This is a genomic window from Youngimonas ophiurae (nom. illeg.), assembly GCF_049803795.1.
GTDB lineage: Bacteria > Pseudomonadota > Alphaproteobacteria > Rhodobacterales > Rhodobacteraceae > Thalassobius.
In genome coordinates this window covers 636,096-652,651 of record NZ_JBNAGJ010000002.1, presented here as the reverse complement: position 1 = coordinate 652,651, position 16,556 = coordinate 636,096, and the positions used below count along the sequence as shown (strand labels likewise).

General features: G+C 60.4%; 19 protein-coding genes. 8 read left to right on the top strand and 11 right to left on the bottom strand.

Going from position 1 to position 16,556, the window contains the following annotated elements; genetic code table 11:
• Positions 1-22: 22 nt before the first annotated feature.
• Genes ACP15O_RS07645 through mutT form a run of 3 tightly spaced genes read left to right on the top strand, consistent with a single transcriptional unit; the run spans position 23 to position 2,514 of the window.
• Complete coding sequence (locus ACP15O_RS07645) at positions 23-877, top strand: peptidylprolyl isomerase (RefSeq protein WP_425095461.1); 855 nt, start codon at positions 23-25, stop codon at positions 875-877.
• Positions 878-879: 2 nt separating this feature from the next.
• Positions 880-2,106 (top strand): bifunctional glutamate N-acetyltransferase/amino-acid acetyltransferase ArgJ, encoded by a 1,227-nt coding sequence (gene argJ, locus ACP15O_RS07640; protein ID WP_425095460.1) that lies wholly within the window; start codon positions 880-882, stop codon positions 2,104-2,106.
• 9 nt (positions 2,107-2,115) lie between these two features.
• Complete coding sequence (gene mutT, locus ACP15O_RS07635; RefSeq protein ID WP_425095459.1) at positions 2,116-2,514, top strand: 8-oxo-dGTP diphosphatase MutT; 399 nt, start codon at positions 2,116-2,118, stop codon at positions 2,512-2,514.
• A 382-nt stretch (positions 2,515-2,896) separates the two neighbouring features.
• On the opposite strand, the gene infB is transcribed toward mutT, so the two are convergent.
• Genes infB through rimP form a run of 4 tightly spaced genes read right to left on the bottom strand, consistent with a single transcriptional unit; the run spans position 2,897 to position 8,268 of the window.
• On the bottom strand, positions 2,897-5,398 hold the full coding sequence (infB, locus tag ACP15O_RS07630) for a translation initiation factor IF-2 (protein ID WP_425095458.1): 2,502 nt from the start codon (positions 5,396-5,398) through the stop codon (positions 2,897-2,899).
• Between the two features lie 9 nt (positions 5,399-5,407).
• Positions 5,408-6,028, bottom strand: coding sequence for an RNA-binding protein (locus ACP15O_RS07625; RefSeq protein ID WP_425095457.1), 621 nt, complete (start codon positions 6,026-6,028; stop codon positions 5,408-5,410).
• A 24-nt stretch (positions 6,029-6,052) separates the two neighbouring features.
• The gene (gene nusA / locus ACP15O_RS07620; RefSeq protein ID WP_425095456.1) at positions 6,053-7,675 is read right to left on the bottom strand and encodes a transcription termination factor NusA; all 1,623 of its coding nucleotides are present in this window, start codon (positions 7,673-7,675) and stop codon (positions 6,053-6,055) included.
• A 5-nt stretch (positions 7,676-7,680) separates the two neighbouring features.
• The gene (rimP, locus tag ACP15O_RS07615) at positions 7,681-8,268 is read right to left on the bottom strand and encodes a ribosome maturation factor RimP (protein ID WP_425095455.1); all 588 of its coding nucleotides are present in this window, start codon (positions 8,266-8,268) and stop codon (positions 7,681-7,683) included.
• 220 nt (positions 8,269-8,488) lie between these two features.
• On the opposite strand from rimP, the gene ACP15O_RS07610 reads away from it, so the two are divergent.
• Complete coding sequence (locus ACP15O_RS07610; RefSeq protein WP_425095454.1) at positions 8,489-9,187, top strand: hypothetical protein; 699 nt, start codon at positions 8,489-8,491, stop codon at positions 9,185-9,187.
• Here the strand turns inward: ACP15O_RS07610 and pip are convergent.
• Positions 9,184-10,167: a prolyl aminopeptidase gene (pip, locus tag ACP15O_RS07605; RefSeq protein ID WP_425095453.1), complete on the bottom strand. Its 984-nt coding sequence runs from the start codon at positions 10,165-10,167 to the stop codon at positions 9,184-9,186. The two genes, ACP15O_RS07610 and pip, sit on opposite strands and share 4 nt — an antisense overlap.
• 49 nt (positions 10,168-10,216) lie before the next feature.
• On the opposite strand from pip, the gene ubiG reads away from it, so the two are divergent.
• The gene (gene ubiG / locus ACP15O_RS07600; protein WP_425095452.1) at positions 10,217-10,966 is read left to right on the top strand and encodes a bifunctional 2-polyprenyl-6-hydroxyphenol methylase/3-demethylubiquinol 3-O-methyltransferase UbiG; all 750 of its coding nucleotides are present in this window, start codon (positions 10,217-10,219) and stop codon (positions 10,964-10,966) included.
• Complete coding sequence (locus ACP15O_RS07595; RefSeq protein ID WP_425095451.1) at positions 10,963-11,265, top strand: YciI family protein; 303 nt, start codon at positions 10,963-10,965, stop codon at positions 11,263-11,265. The genes ubiG and ACP15O_RS07595 overlap by 4 nt, the downstream gene beginning before the upstream one ends.
• A gap of 3 nt (positions 11,266-11,268) precedes the next feature.
• On the opposite strand, the gene ACP15O_RS07590 is transcribed toward ACP15O_RS07595, so the two are convergent.
• Genes ACP15O_RS07590 through ACP15O_RS07575 form a run of 4 tightly spaced genes read right to left on the bottom strand, consistent with a single transcriptional unit; the run spans position 11,269 to position 13,566 of the window.
• Complete coding sequence (locus tag ACP15O_RS07590) at positions 11,269-11,709, bottom strand: MarR family winged helix-turn-helix transcriptional regulator (RefSeq protein WP_425095450.1); 441 nt, start codon at positions 11,707-11,709, stop codon at positions 11,269-11,271.
• Positions 11,709-12,539 carry a carbon-nitrogen hydrolase family protein gene (locus ACP15O_RS07585; RefSeq protein WP_425095449.1) on the bottom strand — a complete coding sequence of 277 codons (831 nt, stop codon included), beginning with the start codon at positions 12,537-12,539 and terminating at the stop codon, positions 11,709-11,711. Before ACP15O_RS07585 ends, ACP15O_RS07590 begins: the two co-directional genes overlap by 1 nt.
• Entirely contained in the window at positions 12,539-12,793 is a 255-nt protein-coding gene (grxC, locus tag ACP15O_RS07580; protein WP_425095448.1) for a glutaredoxin 3, read from the bottom strand. The genes ACP15O_RS07585 and grxC overlap by 1 nt, the downstream gene beginning before the upstream one ends.
• A 50-nt stretch (positions 12,794-12,843) precedes the next feature.
• Complete coding sequence (locus tag ACP15O_RS07575; protein ID WP_425095447.1) at positions 12,844-13,566, bottom strand: ComF family protein; 723 nt, start codon at positions 13,564-13,566, stop codon at positions 12,844-12,846.
• A 21-nt stretch (positions 13,567-13,587) separates the two neighbouring features.
• On the opposite strand from ACP15O_RS07575, the gene ACP15O_RS07570 reads away from it, so the two are divergent.
• Positions 13,588-14,406 (top strand): methyltransferase domain-containing protein, encoded by an 819-nt coding sequence (locus ACP15O_RS07570; protein ID WP_425095446.1) that lies wholly within the window; start codon positions 13,588-13,590, stop codon positions 14,404-14,406.
• A gap of 58 nt (positions 14,407-14,464) precedes the next feature.
• Positions 14,465-15,517: a ferrochelatase gene (hemH, locus tag ACP15O_RS07565; protein WP_425095445.1), complete on the top strand. Its 1,053-nt coding sequence runs from the start codon at positions 14,465-14,467 to the stop codon at positions 15,515-15,517.
• A 74-nt stretch (positions 15,518-15,591) separates the two neighbouring features.
• Here the strand turns inward: hemH and ACP15O_RS07560 are convergent, their stop codons facing one another.
• Both ACP15O_RS07560 and ACP15O_RS07555 read right to left on the bottom strand, forming a co-directional pair.
• Positions 15,592-15,774 carry a hypothetical protein gene (locus ACP15O_RS07560; protein ID WP_425095444.1) on the bottom strand — a complete coding sequence of 61 codons (183 nt, stop codon included), beginning with the start codon at positions 15,772-15,774 and terminating at the stop codon, positions 15,592-15,594.
• A gap of 141 nt (positions 15,775-15,915) precedes the next feature.
• Positions 15,916-16,500: a L,D-transpeptidase gene (locus ACP15O_RS07555; RefSeq protein WP_425095443.1), complete on the bottom strand. Its 585-nt coding sequence runs from the start codon at positions 16,498-16,500 to the stop codon at positions 15,916-15,918.
• Positions 16,501-16,556: the final 56 nt, after the last annotated feature.

Genomic DNA, 16,556 nt, shown 5'->3' with positions numbered 1-16,556 from the left:
CCGCAACCAAAGGACAAAACTAATGTCAAAACGTCTCACTTTTCTGTCGGGTATGGCCCTTTCCTTGTGCATGGCCCTGCCCCTGGCCGCAGAAGAGACCCCGACCGCCGACACGGTTGTCGCCACGGTAAATGGCACCGAAATCACGCTGGGCCATATGATCCTGGTGCAGCAAAATCTGCCGCAGCAATACCAGACCATGCCGTCCGAAATGCTGTTCACCGGCATTCTGGATCAGGTGATCCGCCAAACCCTGCTGATGCAGACCGCCCCGGCCGAGGATTCCCGTCTGGTGCGCCTGTCGGTCGAAAACCAGCGCCGCAGCCTGAAATCCGGCGAGGTGCTGCAATCCGTCGTCGAAGCAGCAGTCACGGACGAAGCGATCAAGGCCTATTACGACGAACATTATCAGGGCAAACCCGGTGCGCCCGAATTCAAGGCCTCGCATATCCTGGTGGACACCGAAGAAGAGGCCAAGGCCCTGATCGAGCGGCTAAATGCAGGCGAGGATTTCGCCGAACTGGCCAAGGAAAAATCCACCGGCCCCTCGGGTCCGAACGGGGGCGCGCTGGGGTGGTTCGGCCCTGGTCAGATGGTCAAGCCCTTCGAAAACGCCGTGATGGCGCTAGAGCCCGGACAGATCTCGCAGCCGGTGAAAACGCAATTCGGCTGGCACGTGATCCTGCTCAGCGAGACGCGCAAACAGGACACCCCACCGCTGGAGGTGGTTCAGAATGAAATTCGCGCGACGCTGGACAACCAGGCCGTCGATGACAAAGTGACCGAGCTGACCAACGCCGCCAAGATCGACACCTCGGGTGCCGAAACCCTGGATCCTGCGCTGATCAAGCAAATCGAACTCCTGCTGGAAGAGTAACCATGGGAAAAACCCTTGCCGTATCGCCTCTGGCGCCTGCCTCTTTTCCGAAACTGCCGGTCATCGAGGGTGCCCGCTTTGCCACCGCGCAGGCGGGTGTGAAATACAAAGATCGCGACGATGTGATGCTGGTCAGCCTGGCGGACGGAACCGTGATGGCCGGGGCGTTCACCCGGTCGGCCACGCGCTCGGCGGCGGTTCTGGACTGCCAAGAGAAAATCACACTGCTCGATAGCGGCCCCGCCGCGATCATCGTCAACTCTGGCAATGCAAACGCCTTTACCGGCAAGAACGGCACCGAGTCCACGCACGCCGTGACCTCGGCCGTGGCCCAGGCGCTGGAGATCGAAGAGAACCGGGTGTTTTCCTCGTCCACCGGCGTGATCGGCGAGGCCCTGCCGCATGACCGTATCACAGCCAAACTGGCGGAAATGGCCGCCGCGCTAAGCCCCGCCGCAATGGAGGCCGCCGCCGGGGCGATCCGAACCACGGACACTTTTGCCAAAGGTGCCACCGCCGAAATCGAGCTGGACGGCAAAACCGTGAAAATCGCTGGCATCGCCAAGGGCTCGGGCATGATCGCGCCGGATATGGCGACGATGCTGGTGTATATTTTCACCGACGCGCAGGCCGATCAGAAAAAGCTGCAAAAGCTGCTGAACAAGCTGACCGACACGACCTTTAACTGCATCACCGTGGACAGTGACACCTCAACCTCGGACACGCTGCTGCTGGCGGCGACGGGGGCCTCAGGGGTGAATGTCGATGACAACGCCGCGTTTGAAGAGGCTCTGCACAAGGTGATGCTGGACCTGGCGCATCAGGTGGTCCGCGACGGCGAAGGCGCTACGAAATTCGTGGAAATCAACGTCACCGGCGCGGCCAGCGATGCCGATGCCCGGACCCACGCGATGGCCATTGCAAACTCGCCCCTGGTGAAAACCGCTGTTGCCGGCGAAGATCCGAACTGGGGCCGCGTTGTGATGGCGATCGGCAAATCCGGCGCTGCCGCGGATCGTGATCTGCTGAGCATCCGCTTCGGTGACATTCTGGTGGCCGACAACGGCTGGGTCTCGCCCCAGTATAAAGAGCAGCTGGGCGCCGATTATATGAAAGGCCAGGAGCTGGCGATCAATGTCGATCTGGGCCTGGGGAAGGGCAAATCCACCGCCTGGACCTGCGATCTGACGCATGGCTACATCACAATCAACGCGGATTATCGTTCGTAGGAGGACGCATTGAAAACGGTTCTGGTTTCAGCCGTCGCGCTGATTGATATGGACGGGCGGGTGCTGCTGGCGCAGCGCCCCGAGGGCAAATCCATGGCCGGCCTGTGGGAGTTTCCGGGGGGGAAAATCGAACCCGGAGAAACCCCCGAACACGCCCTGATCCGCGAACTGGAGGAAGAGCTGGGCATCAACACCTGGTCCAGCTGCCTTTCTCCGCTGACTTTTGCCTCGCACAGCTATGACGATTTCCACCTGCTGATGCCGCTGTTTGCCTGCCGCAAATGGGAAGGCATCCCCACCCCGCGCGAAGGGCAGGTTCTGAAATGGGCCCATGCCCGTGATCTGAACAGCTATCCGATGCCCCCCGCCGATATCCCGCTGATTCCGATTCTGCGGGATCTGCTTTGAGTGCATAAAAACTGATCAAACCCTCCGAAAATACGGGATTCCCACAAGATAAAGCACGGTTCACACGGATCTTTCGTATACTTTGTGTGTAGAATACATGTTTTTTAGGTGATTTGTTTACCTAGCTGCTCTAGCATCTCAGGACGTCAACATCGTTTGGGGAGGTTTTGACATGCTAAGGACGATCATTATTGGAAGCTGTGTTTCTGTTCAGGGAACCTTTGTTCGTGGGCTTCCGGATGGCAAGATTCTGGTACGCGTCGGAGACCGCGAATTCGCGGGAATGCCGGTACCGGCCCGCGCTGCGTAACACCATCAAGTACGAACGAAAAAAGGGACGGTTCTCACCGTCCCTTTTTGTTTGTCTGATGCGCGGCGCGGATCAGTCCAGCTGACGCTCGACCTCTTCGCGCTCAAAGATCTCGATCACATCCTGCGGGCGGATGTCGTCGTAGTTCTCGAATGCCATACCGCATTCCTGACCCGACTGAACCTCTTTGACTTCGTCCTTGAAGCGTTTCAGCGTCTTCAGCGTACCTTCGTGGATCACCACGTTGTCGCGCAGAAGGCGCACACCGGCGCTGCGGCGGGCCACGCCTTCGGTGACGATACAGCCGGCAACCTTGCCAACACCCGACACTTTGAAGACCTCTTTGATCTCGGCATAGCCGATGAAGTTTTCACGGATTTCAGCGCTCAGCAGGCCGCTTGCGGCGGCTTTCACGTCGTCCACCAGGTCATAGATCACCGAGTAATAGCGGATTTCCACGCCCTTCTGGTTGGCCGAATTCCGCGCCGAGGCATTCGCACGGACGTTAAAGCCCATGATCGGCGCACCCGAGGCTTCGGCCAGGCCGACATCGGTATCGGTGATCGCACCCACACCATAGTGCAGCACGCGCACGCGGACCTCTTCGTTGCCGATTTTTTCCATCGCCTGCACGATGGCCTCGGCCGAGCCCTGCACGTCAGCCTTCACCAGAATCGGCAGCTCGGCGACGTTCTGGTCGTCCTTGGCCTTCTGCATCAGCTGTTCCAGGGTCGTCGCGGCACCGGCGGCAGCGCGTTTTTCCTTGGCCACGCCGATACGGTAATCGGCGATTTCACGCGCTTGCGCCTCGGTTTCGACCACGTTCAGCACGTCGCCCGCTTCGGGGGTGCCGTTCAAGCCCAGAACCTCGACGGGGACGGATGGGCCGGCCTCTTGGACGCGATCACCCTTGTCATCGACCAGCGCGCGGACTTTACCCCACTGCTCGCCCACAACGAAGATGTCGCCCTGGCGCAGCGTACCTTTCTGAACCAGAACGGTGGCAACGGGGCCGCGGCCCACGTCCAGCTGAGCCTCGATCACGGCGCCTTCGGCGGCACGGTCGGGGTTGGCGGTCAGTTCCAGAATTTCGGCTTGCAGCGCGATGGCTTCCAGCAGTTCGTCCAGGCCCTGGCCGGTCTTGGCGGACACTTCGACGTCCTGAACCTCGCCCGACATGGCCTCGACCACCACTTCGTGTTGCAGCAGTTCGGTGCGGACCTTCATCGGATCGGCCTCGGGGCGGTCACATTTGTTGATCGCGACGATCATCGGAACGCCAGCGGCCTTCGAGTGGTTAATAGCCTCGATGGTCTGCGGCATGACCGAGTCATCCGCCGCCACAACCAGCACCACAATATCCGTCACCTGAGCCCCGCGCGACCGCATCGAGGTAAACGCCGCGTGGCCGGGCGTATCCAGGAAGCTGAGCACAGCGCCGGATTCGGTGGTCACCTGATAGGCGCCGATGTGCTGGGTGATGCCGCCGGCCTCGCCTGCGGTCACGTTCGCGTTGCGAATCGCATCCAGCAACGAGGTTTTGCCGTGGTCCACGTGGCCCATGATGGTGATCACGGGCGGGCGCGGCTTCAGATCGGCCTCTTTGTCCTCAACGGTGTCGATCACATCCTCGACGTCCGAATCCGATACGCGCACCACCTTGTGGCCGAATTCTTCGACGATCAGTTCTGCGGTATCGGCGTCGATGGATTGGTTCTGCGTGACCATCATGCCCATTTTCATAAGCTCTTTGACCACGTCAGCCACACGTTCGGCCATACGGTTCGCCAGTTCGGACACCACGATGGTTTCGGGCACCTGCACATCGCGCACGATCTTCTCGCGCTCTTGCTGGCCCATGGCTTTCTGGCGCAGACGCTCCTGTTTCCGCTTCATCGCGGCCAGGGATTTCTGACGCCCGCCTTCACCGCCGGACAGCGCCTGATTCAGCGTCAGCTTACCCGAGCGCCGACCGTCATCGCGGCCTTTGCGGCTACGGTTCTGATCGTTGTCGCGGTTGTCCTTACGACCTCCGCGCGGCGCAGCGGCCGGAGCCTCTTTGGCCTTGCGCGGTGCGGCTTTATCCTCGGCCGGGGCGCTGGCCGCCGCCGCCGCCTGAGCAGCCGCGCGTTTGGCAGCCTCTTCGGCCTCTTTCTTTTTACGGGCCTCTTCTTCGGCCTTGGCCTTCAGTGCCTCTTCGCGCTCACGCTCTTCGCGTTCCTTGGCCTCAGCCTCGGCACGGCGACGTGCGCGTTCTTCCTCGCGGGCCTTTTCCTCGGCTTCGCGCTTGGCAATCTCTTCGGTCTCGCGGGCCTTGGCGGCTTGCAGGGCCTTCAGGCGGCGCTGCATTTCCGCGTCGGAAATCCCGGCGGGACGTTTCTTGGGGTCACCCAGTGCCGGATTGCCCGAGCCGCCGGACTTGGCCGCACCAGGCTTGGGCACCACAACGCGCTTGCGCTTGGTTTCCACCACGACGTTTTTGGTCCGGCCATGGCTGAAGCTTTGCTTCACGTTGCCCGCACGGGGGCCTCCACCACGGACGCCCAAAGTCTTTTTACCGTCGTTATCGCTCATGTGGCTCTTCTATCCTTTCCGGCGGTCGGATCCGCCGTCCGAAGCACGCAAACCTTTAAGTCTTGCGGCCTCATCTACAACACGTCGCGTCAAACCTCCAGCGCCTAGCGCAACGTGAATTACAGTTTGTCGCCCAAAGGCCTGCCCCAGCTCGTCTGCCGTCAGCCATCCAATGAACGAACCGCCATAGGGCGTGCTCAGCTTGGACTTACCGCGACCCGAGCCATCAGAGGCCTGAATCAGCACTTCGGCTTCGTCTTTGCTCAGCCAATCCTTGACCTTCTCAAAGCCCGAGACCGCCCCGCCGCCCTTGCGCGCCAGGCTGATCAGGTCGATCACCCGGCGGGTCAGCAGCTCTTCGGTCTGGGCGATCAGATCGGTCGAAACCTGCACCTGCGCCTTGGCCGAACGCGAGAACATCTTCTTCGCGATCGCCGTCTCCAGCACCTTGCGATCGGCCGAGACCCAAATCCCCCGACCCGGCAGTTTTTCTGCCAGATCGGGCACAGCCTGCCCTTCGGGGCCCACGACGAAACGGATCAGCCCATGTTTGGGCTGAACCTCGCCGGTGGCGATGCATTTGCGTTCAGGACCATCGTCCCGATGCTTGGTTTTTCCACCACGCGTCATGCGTTTAGGCCCCTAACTACAGGTTCAGGCTTCGTCGCCTTCGGCGTCGGCAGCGTCTTCTTCCAGCTCTTCTTCGTCAGCTTCCAGCTCGGCCGGATCGACCCAGCCCAACGCGATGCGCGCGGTCATGATCAGGCTTTGCGCTTCTTCCAGGGACACGTCGAAAGGCTCCAGCAGGCCGTCATCCTTGACGCGCTCGCCCTCGACAGTGGTCCAGCCGCCGGCCAGTTCCCAGTCGGCACAGGTGGCAAAGTCTTCCAGCGTTTTCACGCCATCCTCGGCCAGGGCTGCAATCATCTGGGGTGTCAGGCCGTCAAAGTCAACCAGGCTGTCCTCAACGCCCAGTTCGCGGGCGCGCTCCAGGGCGGCGTTGGCTTCGGCCTCCAGCACGTCACGCGCACGCGCCTGAAGCTCACCTGCGGTGCCTTCGTCCACGCCGTCGATGTTCAGCAGCTCGTCAAGCTCGACATAGGCCACCTCTTCGAGGTTGGTAAAGCCTTCGGCCACCAGCAGCTGAGCAAAGAATTCATCCACATCCAGCGCGTTCATGAACAGCTTGGTGCGCTCTTCGAACTCTTTCTGACGTTTGATGCTGTCCTCGGATTCGGTCATGATGTCGATGTCCAGGCCGGTCAGCTGGCTGGCCAGACGCACGTTCTGACCGCGGCGGCCGATGGCCAGCGACAGCTGTTCGTCGGGGACAACCACCTCGATCCTCTCGGCGTCTTCGTCCAGAACCACCTTGGATACCTCGGCCGGTTGCAGCGCGTTCACCAGGAAGGTCGGCGTGTCCTCGTTCCACGGGATGATGTCGATTTTCTCGCCCTGCAACTCATTCACGACGGCCTGCACACGGCTGCCGCGCATCCCCACACAGGCACCCACCGGATCAATCGAGCCATCATAGCTGATCACGGCAATCTTCGCGCGCGAACCGGGGTCGCGGGCGACGGCTTTGATTTCGATGATGCCGTCATAGATTTCCGGCACTTCCATCTTGAACAGCTCGGCCATGAATTCCGGCGCGGTGCGCGACAGGAAGATCTGCGGGCCGCGCGTTTCGCGGCGCACGTCCTTGATGTAGCAGCGGATGCGGTCGTTCGGGCGGTATGCCTCGCGGCCGATTTTTTCGTTGCGGCGCAGGATCGCCTCGCCGCGGCCCACGTCCACGATCACGTTGCCGTATTCTTCGCGTTTCACGGTGCCGTTGATGATGGTGCCAACGCGATCTTCGAACTCGGCGAACTGGCGATCACGCTCGGCTTCGCGGACTTTCTGCAAGATCACCTGTTTCGCGGACTGCGCCGCGATCCGGCCCAGTTCAACCGGAGGAATTTCTTCGACATAGGTGTCGCCGACGGCCGGGTCAGACATGTATTGCTTGGCCTGTTCGACGGTCAGCTCGGCCTGGTAGTTTTCCAGCTCTTCATCCTCGACCACGGTGCGGACGCGGGTAAAGGTGGCCTTGCCGGTCTTGCGGTCGATGGACACGCGGATGTCCATTTCGCTGCCGTAACGAGACTTCGCGGCACGGGCCAGCGATTCTTCCATCGCTTCGACGACCAGACCGGGGTCGATCATCTTTTCGCGGGCGACGGCCTCGGCGGTTTGCAGCAGTTCCAACTGGTTTGCAGAAGTGATTGCCATTGGTTTCAGTCCTCCTGGGAACCGGGATCGGTTTCGATATCGTCAAAATTGTCTTCGTCCAAGGTGCCCGCCGCCTTGCGCTGGCGCAGCATTTCCTTGATCAGATCGTCGGTCAGAACCAGCTTGGCATCGGCCAGCCAGTCGAATTTCAGGCCCACGGTGACGGTTTCGCCGTGTTCCTCGATGTTGATCAGAACCTCGTCGTCTTCGGTGCCGGCCAGCTCGCCCTTAAAGCGTTTGCGGCCCGCAACCATGTCGGCGGTTTCCAGCTTGGCCTCGTAGCCCTCGAAGGTCTCAAAGTCCTTCATCCGGGTCAGCGGGCGGTCGATACCGGGGCTGGAGACCTCAAGCACGTATTGATCCACCAGGGGATCCTCGACATCCAGCAGAGCGGAAACGGCGGTGCTGATGTCCGCGCACTGGTCCACTTCGATCCCGCCTTCGGGGCGTTCGGCCATGATTTGCAGCGTGTTCGTCTTGCCGCCCATCAGGCGCACGCGCACCAGTTCGAATCCCATGTCCTCGATCACGGGGCCGACGATTTCAGCCAGACGGCGGTCAATCGCGGTTTTGGCTATCAGGTCGTTGCTCATGCTTTATCCACGCCTTATTCATTCAGGCACAAAAAAACGGGCCAGCGGGGCCCGTCGAAATTTCCGATGGAGCGTCAGGGCCAGGCCCCAGCGCACCGCTGTTAACAAGGCATATACGCCTGTTCTGCCCATAGTGCAAGTCCTGCTTCCCTTGCTTGTGGGAAACGCAGCGATGGGTAGGCTCTTGGTGTTTGCTTTCCTTGCGCACACCGGAGGTCTCATGCCCGAGCAAACCCGAGACGAGCTGGTCTTGTCCTATCTACGCGTCCGCCAGGCTCTGGGTATTCTGGGGATGGTTTTTCCTGTTCTTCTGATCGCCGGAGGCCTGATCGCCCAACATGGTGTCGCGCCTTCGGTCAGCGATTATTATCACACAACGATGCGTGATATTTTCGTGGGCTGCCTGTTTGCGATTGGCGTGTTCCTGATCTCTTACAAAGGGTATCGCCGGAAGGCAGGCGAATGGCTGTCGGACGATCTGGTGGGCACGATCGCCGGAATCGCTGCCTTTGGCGTTGCGATTTTCCCCAATGAAACGGTGATCCCCGAAAAGGCCGCGACGCTATCACAGGTGCTGCTGGGGCATAAACTGGCCGCTTTTGCGCATTATGCCAGTGCGATGCTGTTTCTGGGGGCTTTGGCCTATTTCTGTCTGGTGAAATTCGCCCGCACGGCCAAGCCACAGCGCAAACGCGTCTATCTGCTGTGTGGCTGGTTCATTCTGCTGGGCGGGGTGCTGGCCACGGTGGCCTCTTATCAAAAGGTCTACGGATCCCCTCGGGCGCAGGCTTTTGTTATCGAAAACCGCGTGGTTTTCTGGGTCGAGGCGATGGGCATCTGGGCCTTTGGCCTGTCCTGGCTGACCAAGGGCAAGGCCGAATTCAGCCGCGTCCGCAGATTGCTGGGCACGCGCGGCTAGGCCAGCCCGCCCTCTTCGGCGATACGATCCATGGTGCGGACCAGTTCGGCGCTGATGCCTGGCTCGCTCAGGGCATGGCCGGCGGTGCGGATCATCTTTAGCTCTGCATTGGGCCAGCGCCGCGCCAGAGTCCACGCACCATCGGGCGGGCAGATCATGTCATAACGCCCCTGCACGATCACACCGGGGATATGGGCGATTCGCTCCATCTGATTCAGAATCTGGCCGTCCTCCTCAAGGAAGGCCCCATGGGTGAAATAGTGATTTTCAAGCCGCGAGAACGCCCGCGCATATTCGCCCGGTGCCTCGCCTCCGTGGCCAGTGGAGCTGACCGAGGCCAGAGCATTTTCCCATTGCGCCCAGGCCCGCGCGTATTTGACCTCGGTGGGCATATGGCCGCTGAACAGGCGTTTGTGATAGGCGGCGATCATGTCGTGCTGTTCGTCTGCGGGAATCAGATCCGCGAAACGCGCCCAGGTTTCGGGCCAGAACTTACCCGCGCCGCCACCGTAGAACCAATCCAGCTCGGCCTGCGTGGCCAGGAAAACACCGCGCAAAATCAGCGCCTGCACCCGGTCTGGATGTGCCTGAGCATAGATCAGCGCCAGCGTCGCGCCCCAACTGCCGCCAAAAACGATCCAGTCAGGGATTTCCAGCGTCTCGCGGATCAGTTCAATGTCACGGACCAGATGCCAGGTCGTGTTATCCTGCACCGACGCATGGGGCTGCGAGCGCCCACACCCGCGCTGATCAAACAGGACAATCCGAAAAGCGCGCGGATCGAAATAGCGGCGCATCGCAGGGCTGCACCCCCCGCCTGGGCCGCCATGGAACACGACCACGGGGATACCCTCGGGATTTCCCGATTGCTCAAGATAAATCTTGTGCCCGTCGCCAACATCCAGCATCCGCTGATCAAAAGGATCAACCGGCGGGTACAGATATTGAACTGCGCTTTTTTGGCCCGAGAATTTGTCCATAATCATCCTATATAGGGATCTAAGACCAAAAGAGCATATGGAGAGCAGAATGCAAACCGCTCAGACCACAGTTGACCCGTCCGAAGTGGCGAAATTCGAGGCAATGGCCGCCGAATGGTGGGATCCCAAGGGCAAGTTCAAACCCCTGCACCTGATGAACCCCTGCCGCCTGGACTATATCACCCGGCAAATCGCGGGCGAGTTCGGCCGGGATCTGACCCAACCCGACCCGTTCAAGGGCCTGCGCCTGCTGGACATCGGCTGTGGCGGCGGGCTGCTGTCTGAGCCGATGGCTCGTCTGGGTGCCACCGTTGTGGGGGCCGATGCGGCCGCCGGGAACATCCCCGTCGCGCAGGTCCATGCGCAACAATCGGGGCTGGAGATCGAGTACCGCAACATCACCGCCGAAGAAATGGCCGCCGCGGGCGAGCAGTTCGATGTGGTCCTGAACATGGAGGTGGTCGAGCACGTCGCCGATCCGCTGGCCTATCTGACCGCCTGTCATAACCTGCTGAAACCCGGTGGGCTGATGATCTGTTCAACCATCAACCGGAATGCCAAATCCTTTGCCGTGGCCATCGTCGGCGCGGAATATGTGATGCGCTGGCTGCCCAAGGGCACGCATGAATGGAACAAATTCATCACCCCGGATGAATTGTTCGGCCTGATCTCGAACGCGGGACTGGAACCCGTGGACCGCAAGGGGTTCGTGTTCAATCCGATCTCGTGGCAATGGTCGATTTCCGATCGCGACCTGTCCGTCAACTACGTCACCGCCAGCACAAAGGCCCAGGCATGAGCATCATCCCCGAAGGGCATTCCCTGTTCATCGTCGATCTGGAATACACCGTCCCGATGGAGCAGATTCAGGCCGTGTTAGAGCCACATCTGGAATTCGTCCGCGCCGCCTATGGCCAGGGTCGTTTCCTGGCCTCGGGCGCGAAGGTGCCGCGCACCGGCGGGGTAATCGTAATGCACGCGAAATCCCTGTCAGAGGCAGAAGAGTATCTGGCTGCCGATCCCTTCGTCACCGCCAATGTTGCCAGCTATTCCTATACGGAGTTCCTGCCCAGCAATCTGCATGATGCGCTGAAATAGGGTCTAATTCTCTTCCAGTTTGACCCGCAATTCCCGCAGGATCGGCAGCGCGGCGCGGACTTTTTCATCGCCCAGATCGCGGACCAGTTCGTTAATCATGGGCGAGATCGCGGCCAGTGCCGCATCCCGCGCCTGACGGCCCGCCGGGCTGATCGCCACCATTTTCCGGCGCGCGTCATCCCAGTCAGGGCGGATGTGGACATAGCCCGCCCACTCCAGCTTGTTCAGCGTGTTCGTCATCGCACCGCGCGTGACATGGAAGCTTTTGGCCAATTGCGCGGGGCTGCGTTCCTCGGTTGCGCGGGCCAGATGGTTCAACACGGAAAAATGCGAGATTTCCATGCCCTTGGGCAACACTTTGCTCAGCCGGTTGCGCACCAGCTGGTCGGCGGTCAGCAACTCGCTGAACAGGGCAATCGCAAGGGCAGAGCTGGGATCGTTCATCAGGGGCCGTCAAACTTTCGGTCATGTGTCAGCGCGGGAACGCGCGCTTGTGCTTGTGCCACGGCAGACAGATCAAGATCAACGAATGTAATACCAGTTTCCGTTCCCGCATCGGCCAAAACCTCACCCCAGGGCGCAATAACCATGCTGTGCCCATAGGTTTGGCGTGGTTTGCCCTGGGTTGCTGTGTGGGTGCCAGTCTGCGCCGGAGCCAGAACAAAGCACCCTGTCTCAATCGCGCGGGCCCGCAGCAGGGGCTCCCAATGGGCGCGGCCAGTCACAGGCGAAAACGCCGCCGGAACGGTCAAAATCTGCGCCCCGGCCTGCGCCAAAGCGCGATAGAGATAGGCAAACCGCACATCATAACAAATACTTAGACCGATTTTGGCAAAGCCCGCATCCACCACCACCGCCCGCGTTCCGGGGCGGTAACCGGCAGATTCCCGGTAGGTCTCGGTTTCTGACACCTGCACATCGAACATGTGAATTTTGTCATACTGCCCGGCGATACTGCCCTCAGGAGAAATCAAAAACGAGCGATTGGCAAACCGCCCGTCCGGATCGTCGGTCTTCACCCCAAGCGAGCCGATCAACAGCCAAATCCCCAGCTCTTGTGCCTGCGCGCGCAGGGCGGCCAGGGTCTCATCCCTGTCCTGAGGGCGCAAAACCTGTTCCTGATGCGCCCGGCTGGAGGACAGGCAATTCGTCACCTCGGGCGTCAGCACAAAACCGGCCCCGCCCTGCGCGGCCTCTTGGATCATGGCGCGGGTGACGGTCAGGTTTGCCCCAGGATCATCCGAGACATTCAGCTGCAACAGAGCAACACGCATCAGGCCAGCAATGCGTCCAGTTTGCCGCCCTGCTCCAGCGCGTACAGATCATCGCAGCCACCAACATGCGTATCGCCAATGAAAATCTGCGGCACGGTCCGCCCGCCATTGGCGCGCTGGATCATCTCGGGTTTGCGATCCGGCGCCTCAAGCACGTCAATTTCGGTATATTCCACACCTTTCTGGTTCAGCAGCCGTTTCGCAGCATGGCAAAACCCACAAAGCGGGGATGTGTAAATCTCAACAAGTTTCATTCTGGCGGTCCTTGGGCTTGTTCCGAGCATGTTCGCTGTTTGCGCTGAATCTAGGGCCTATTGGTTACGCGCGCCAGTACCAGTGCGGAAACATCGCAAGCCCCGGCCGCCAAACACGCATCTGCGGCGGCCGTCAGCGTTGCCCCTGTCGTCATCACATCATCCACCACAATGACATGCCGACCCTGCAATCTGTCCCGCCTTTTGGGGTGCAGCTTGATCGCATCCTGCATCTGGGCGAACCGTTGATCGCGGCCTTGGCCCTGCGTGCTCAGCGTCCTCAGCGGTCGGATCAGCAGATCCGGGCAACACTCTACCCCCGCGTTCCGCGCCACCGATTGCGCCAGCAGGGCGGCTTGATTGAACCGCCGTTTCAGCAGCCGCGTCCAATGCAGCGGAATCGGAGCCAGCAGGCAATCGCCCTGCATCAGCTCGCGTCCGGCGCGGGCCATCCACACCCCAGCCCCCCGCGCGATTTCGTGGCGATCCCCGTGTTTCAGATCCAGCACCAGCCGCTTGCCGTTCCCATCATACAAAAACACCGCGCACCCGCGTGACCAGGGGCGCGGAGTGGTCAGGCAATCGTCACACAGTTCGGCCTCAGACGATTCGCCGGGCAGAGGCACCCCGCAAGCATCGCACGTCAGCCCGGTGATAAACGGCGTATCGCGCCAGCAAGTGCCGCACAGGCCGAACTCGGATTCCACCATATCACCGCAACACAGGCAACGCGGCGGATATATCGCACGTAACGCGGTTTGAAACTTTGCCATCATCGCTTTATCTGTGCGCCCATGACTGAGATGCCCAAACTAACCGACCCGGCGGCCCTGGCCCGCAACCGCGCCCGCGCTTTGCGCGATCCGGCGCTGTTCCTGCACGAAACCGCGTGGGAGGAGTTTCAGGATCGGCTCTCTTTGGTTAACAGAACCTTTAAATTTCCGGCGATCGTGACAGGTTTTCCCGATTTCTGGACCAACACCCTGCCAAACGCCAAGATCGTCGCGGATACCGACGTGCTGGAGCTAAAGCCAGGTGCCCACGATCTGGTGCTGCACGCGATGTCGATGCATTGGGCCAGCGATCCGGTGGGGCAGATGATTCAGGCCCGGCGCGCGCTGAAACCGGACGGGCTGTTCGTCGCGGCACTGTTCGGCGGGCAGACTTTGCACGAATTGCGCGCCGCGCTGGCCGAGGCCGAAGCCCGCATCTGCGGCGGTCTGTCCCCTCGCGTCGCCCCCATGGCCGAGATCCGCGATCTGGGCGGTCTGCTGCAACGGGCCGGATTTGCCCTGCCGGTGGCAGATAGCGTGCCGCTGGATGTCAGCTATCGGTCGGCCTTTCATCTGATGCGCGATCTGCGCGCGATGGGCGAGGCAAACGCCCTAGACGCCCGCCTGCGCCACCCAACGCGCCGCAGTCTTTTCCAAACCGCCGCGCAGATCTATCAGGACAGCTTTGGCACGGATGGGCGCATTCCGGCCACGTTCGAACTGATCTTCCTGCTGGGCTGGGCCCCCGACGACAGCCAACCGCAGCCCCTGCGCCCCGGATCGGCCTCGGCCCGGCTGGCGGATGCCCTGGGCACAACAGAAATCAAGCTTCCGGATTGACCTGTGGCCTCTGGCCTTTATCTGGGGTGATAGCAGCTATGAAACGGAATAGGACCATATGACGGACCAAGCAAAGTGCCCGGCCCACGCCCCGGCGGATCACCCCAAACTGCCCACCGAGAAAGTAGGCGTCTTGCTGGCCAACCTGGGCACCCCGGACGGCACCGACTACTGGTCCATGCGCCGCTATCTGAACGAGTTTCTGTCAGACAAACGCGTCATCGACTATCCCAGCTGGAAATGGCAGCCGCTGCTGCAACTGATCATCCTGACGAAACGGCCGTTTTCCTCGGGCGCGGCCTATAAATCCATCTGGAACGAGGAAAAGAACGAAAGCCCCCTGATGACGATCACAAAGGATCAGGTGGCGGCGATGCAGGACTCGATTGCCCAGCGCTATGGCGACCGGGTGATGGTGGATTTCTGTATGCGCTACGGAAATCCCTCGACCGAATCCAAAGTCCGCGAAATGGTTCAGGCCGGCTGCACCAAGATCCTGTTTGTCCCGCTTTATCCGCAATATGCGGGGGCGACCTCGGGCACGGCGAATGATCAGTTTTTCCGCGCCCTGATGAAGGAAAAATGGCAGCCTGCCGCGCGCACCATCCCTGCCTATTTCGATGATCCGGCCTATATCGACGCTCTGGCCCAATCGGTGGAGCGCGCCTATGGCCAGCTGGACAAACGCCCCGACATTCTGGTCGTATCCTATCACGGGATGCCCAAACGATACCTGCTGGAGGGCGACCCCTACCATTGCCAGTGCCAGAAATCGACGCGCCTGCTAAAAGAGCGCCTGGGCTGGGAAGACACTGAAATCACCACCACGTTCCAATCCGTTTTCGGCCCCGAGGAATGGCTGCGCCCCTATACCGTGGATCACGTCGCCGACCTGGCGCGCGAGGGCAAAAAGAACATTGCCGTGATCGCCCCCGCGTTTTCAGCCGACTGCATCGAGACCCTGGAAGAGATCAACGAAGAGATCCGCGAAAGCTTTGAACATGCGGGCGGCGAGGTCTTCACCTATATCCCCTGCCTGAATGACGAACCGGCGCATATCGCGGCGCTGACTGGTGTCATTGAACGAAACCTGAAGGGCTGGCTGGACTGACACCCGAACCCAGAACATAAAAAAGGCGGTGGAAGTGGACCACCGCCTTTTTATTTTTTGCCTGCGCGACTGAATTAGTCAGCGGCGATCGCTGCGATCACGGCCAGGATAACCAGCGGCACCAGAACACCACCAGCGGACGAGCTGGAAGCTTCTTCAACGATAACCGGGGCTTCGATCACGGGCTCTGCCATGTTGCCGGCAAATGCGGTCGAAGCAGCGGCGGTCAGAGCAGCGGCGAGAACGAGTTTCTTCATAGTATCCTCCAGATATAAGCCCACCACGCATTGCGCATGGCAAGCACCCAAGACTTACCTCGTATTTCTGGTCTAATCAGTATTCTGATTTAATTGCAAACTTTACTTCGCGCACAGTCAGCCGTGACGGACAAATTGTCGTCAAATAAGCAACACCTGTGTGCCAATTTTCGCCAGAGCGAACAGCTCTGAGATATGCTCATTATACAAACCGATGCAACCGTTAGAGGAGCGCCGGCCGATCTTGCGCGTGTCATGTGTGCCATGAATGCGATAGTAGGTCCAGCTCAGATACAGCGCATGGGTGCCCAGCGGATTGTCCGGCCCCGGAGGCACATAATCCGGCCATTCGGGATTGCGCTTTTTCATTGACGGAGTCGGCCGCCAGCTGGGGCCATCCACCTTGCGCACGACTTTGGTACGGCCGCGGCGCGTCAAATCCTCGGTCAGCGGCACGCTGGAGGGATAGAGCTTGTAGATCGTCTGATCCTGAGACCAGTAGTGCAAAGCCCGCGAATCGATATCCACCAGGATGGCACCATTGCGCAGATTGTCGAAATAGGGCCGCCAGTCCAGCGAACGAAAGCTGGAAATGTTGCGACGAACGACCTGGGTAATATCGCGCTCCACCTCAACAGTGTGGTCTGCGTCCAAATCCTGATCCTGTGCAATTGCCGGCGCGCCGATCAAAGCGGCACTACCTGCCAGGAAGTCTCTGCGTTTCATTTTTATACTCCTCGGCGGGAAATCCTTGCTGCCGCCGTCCTATCCGGTTATCGCGC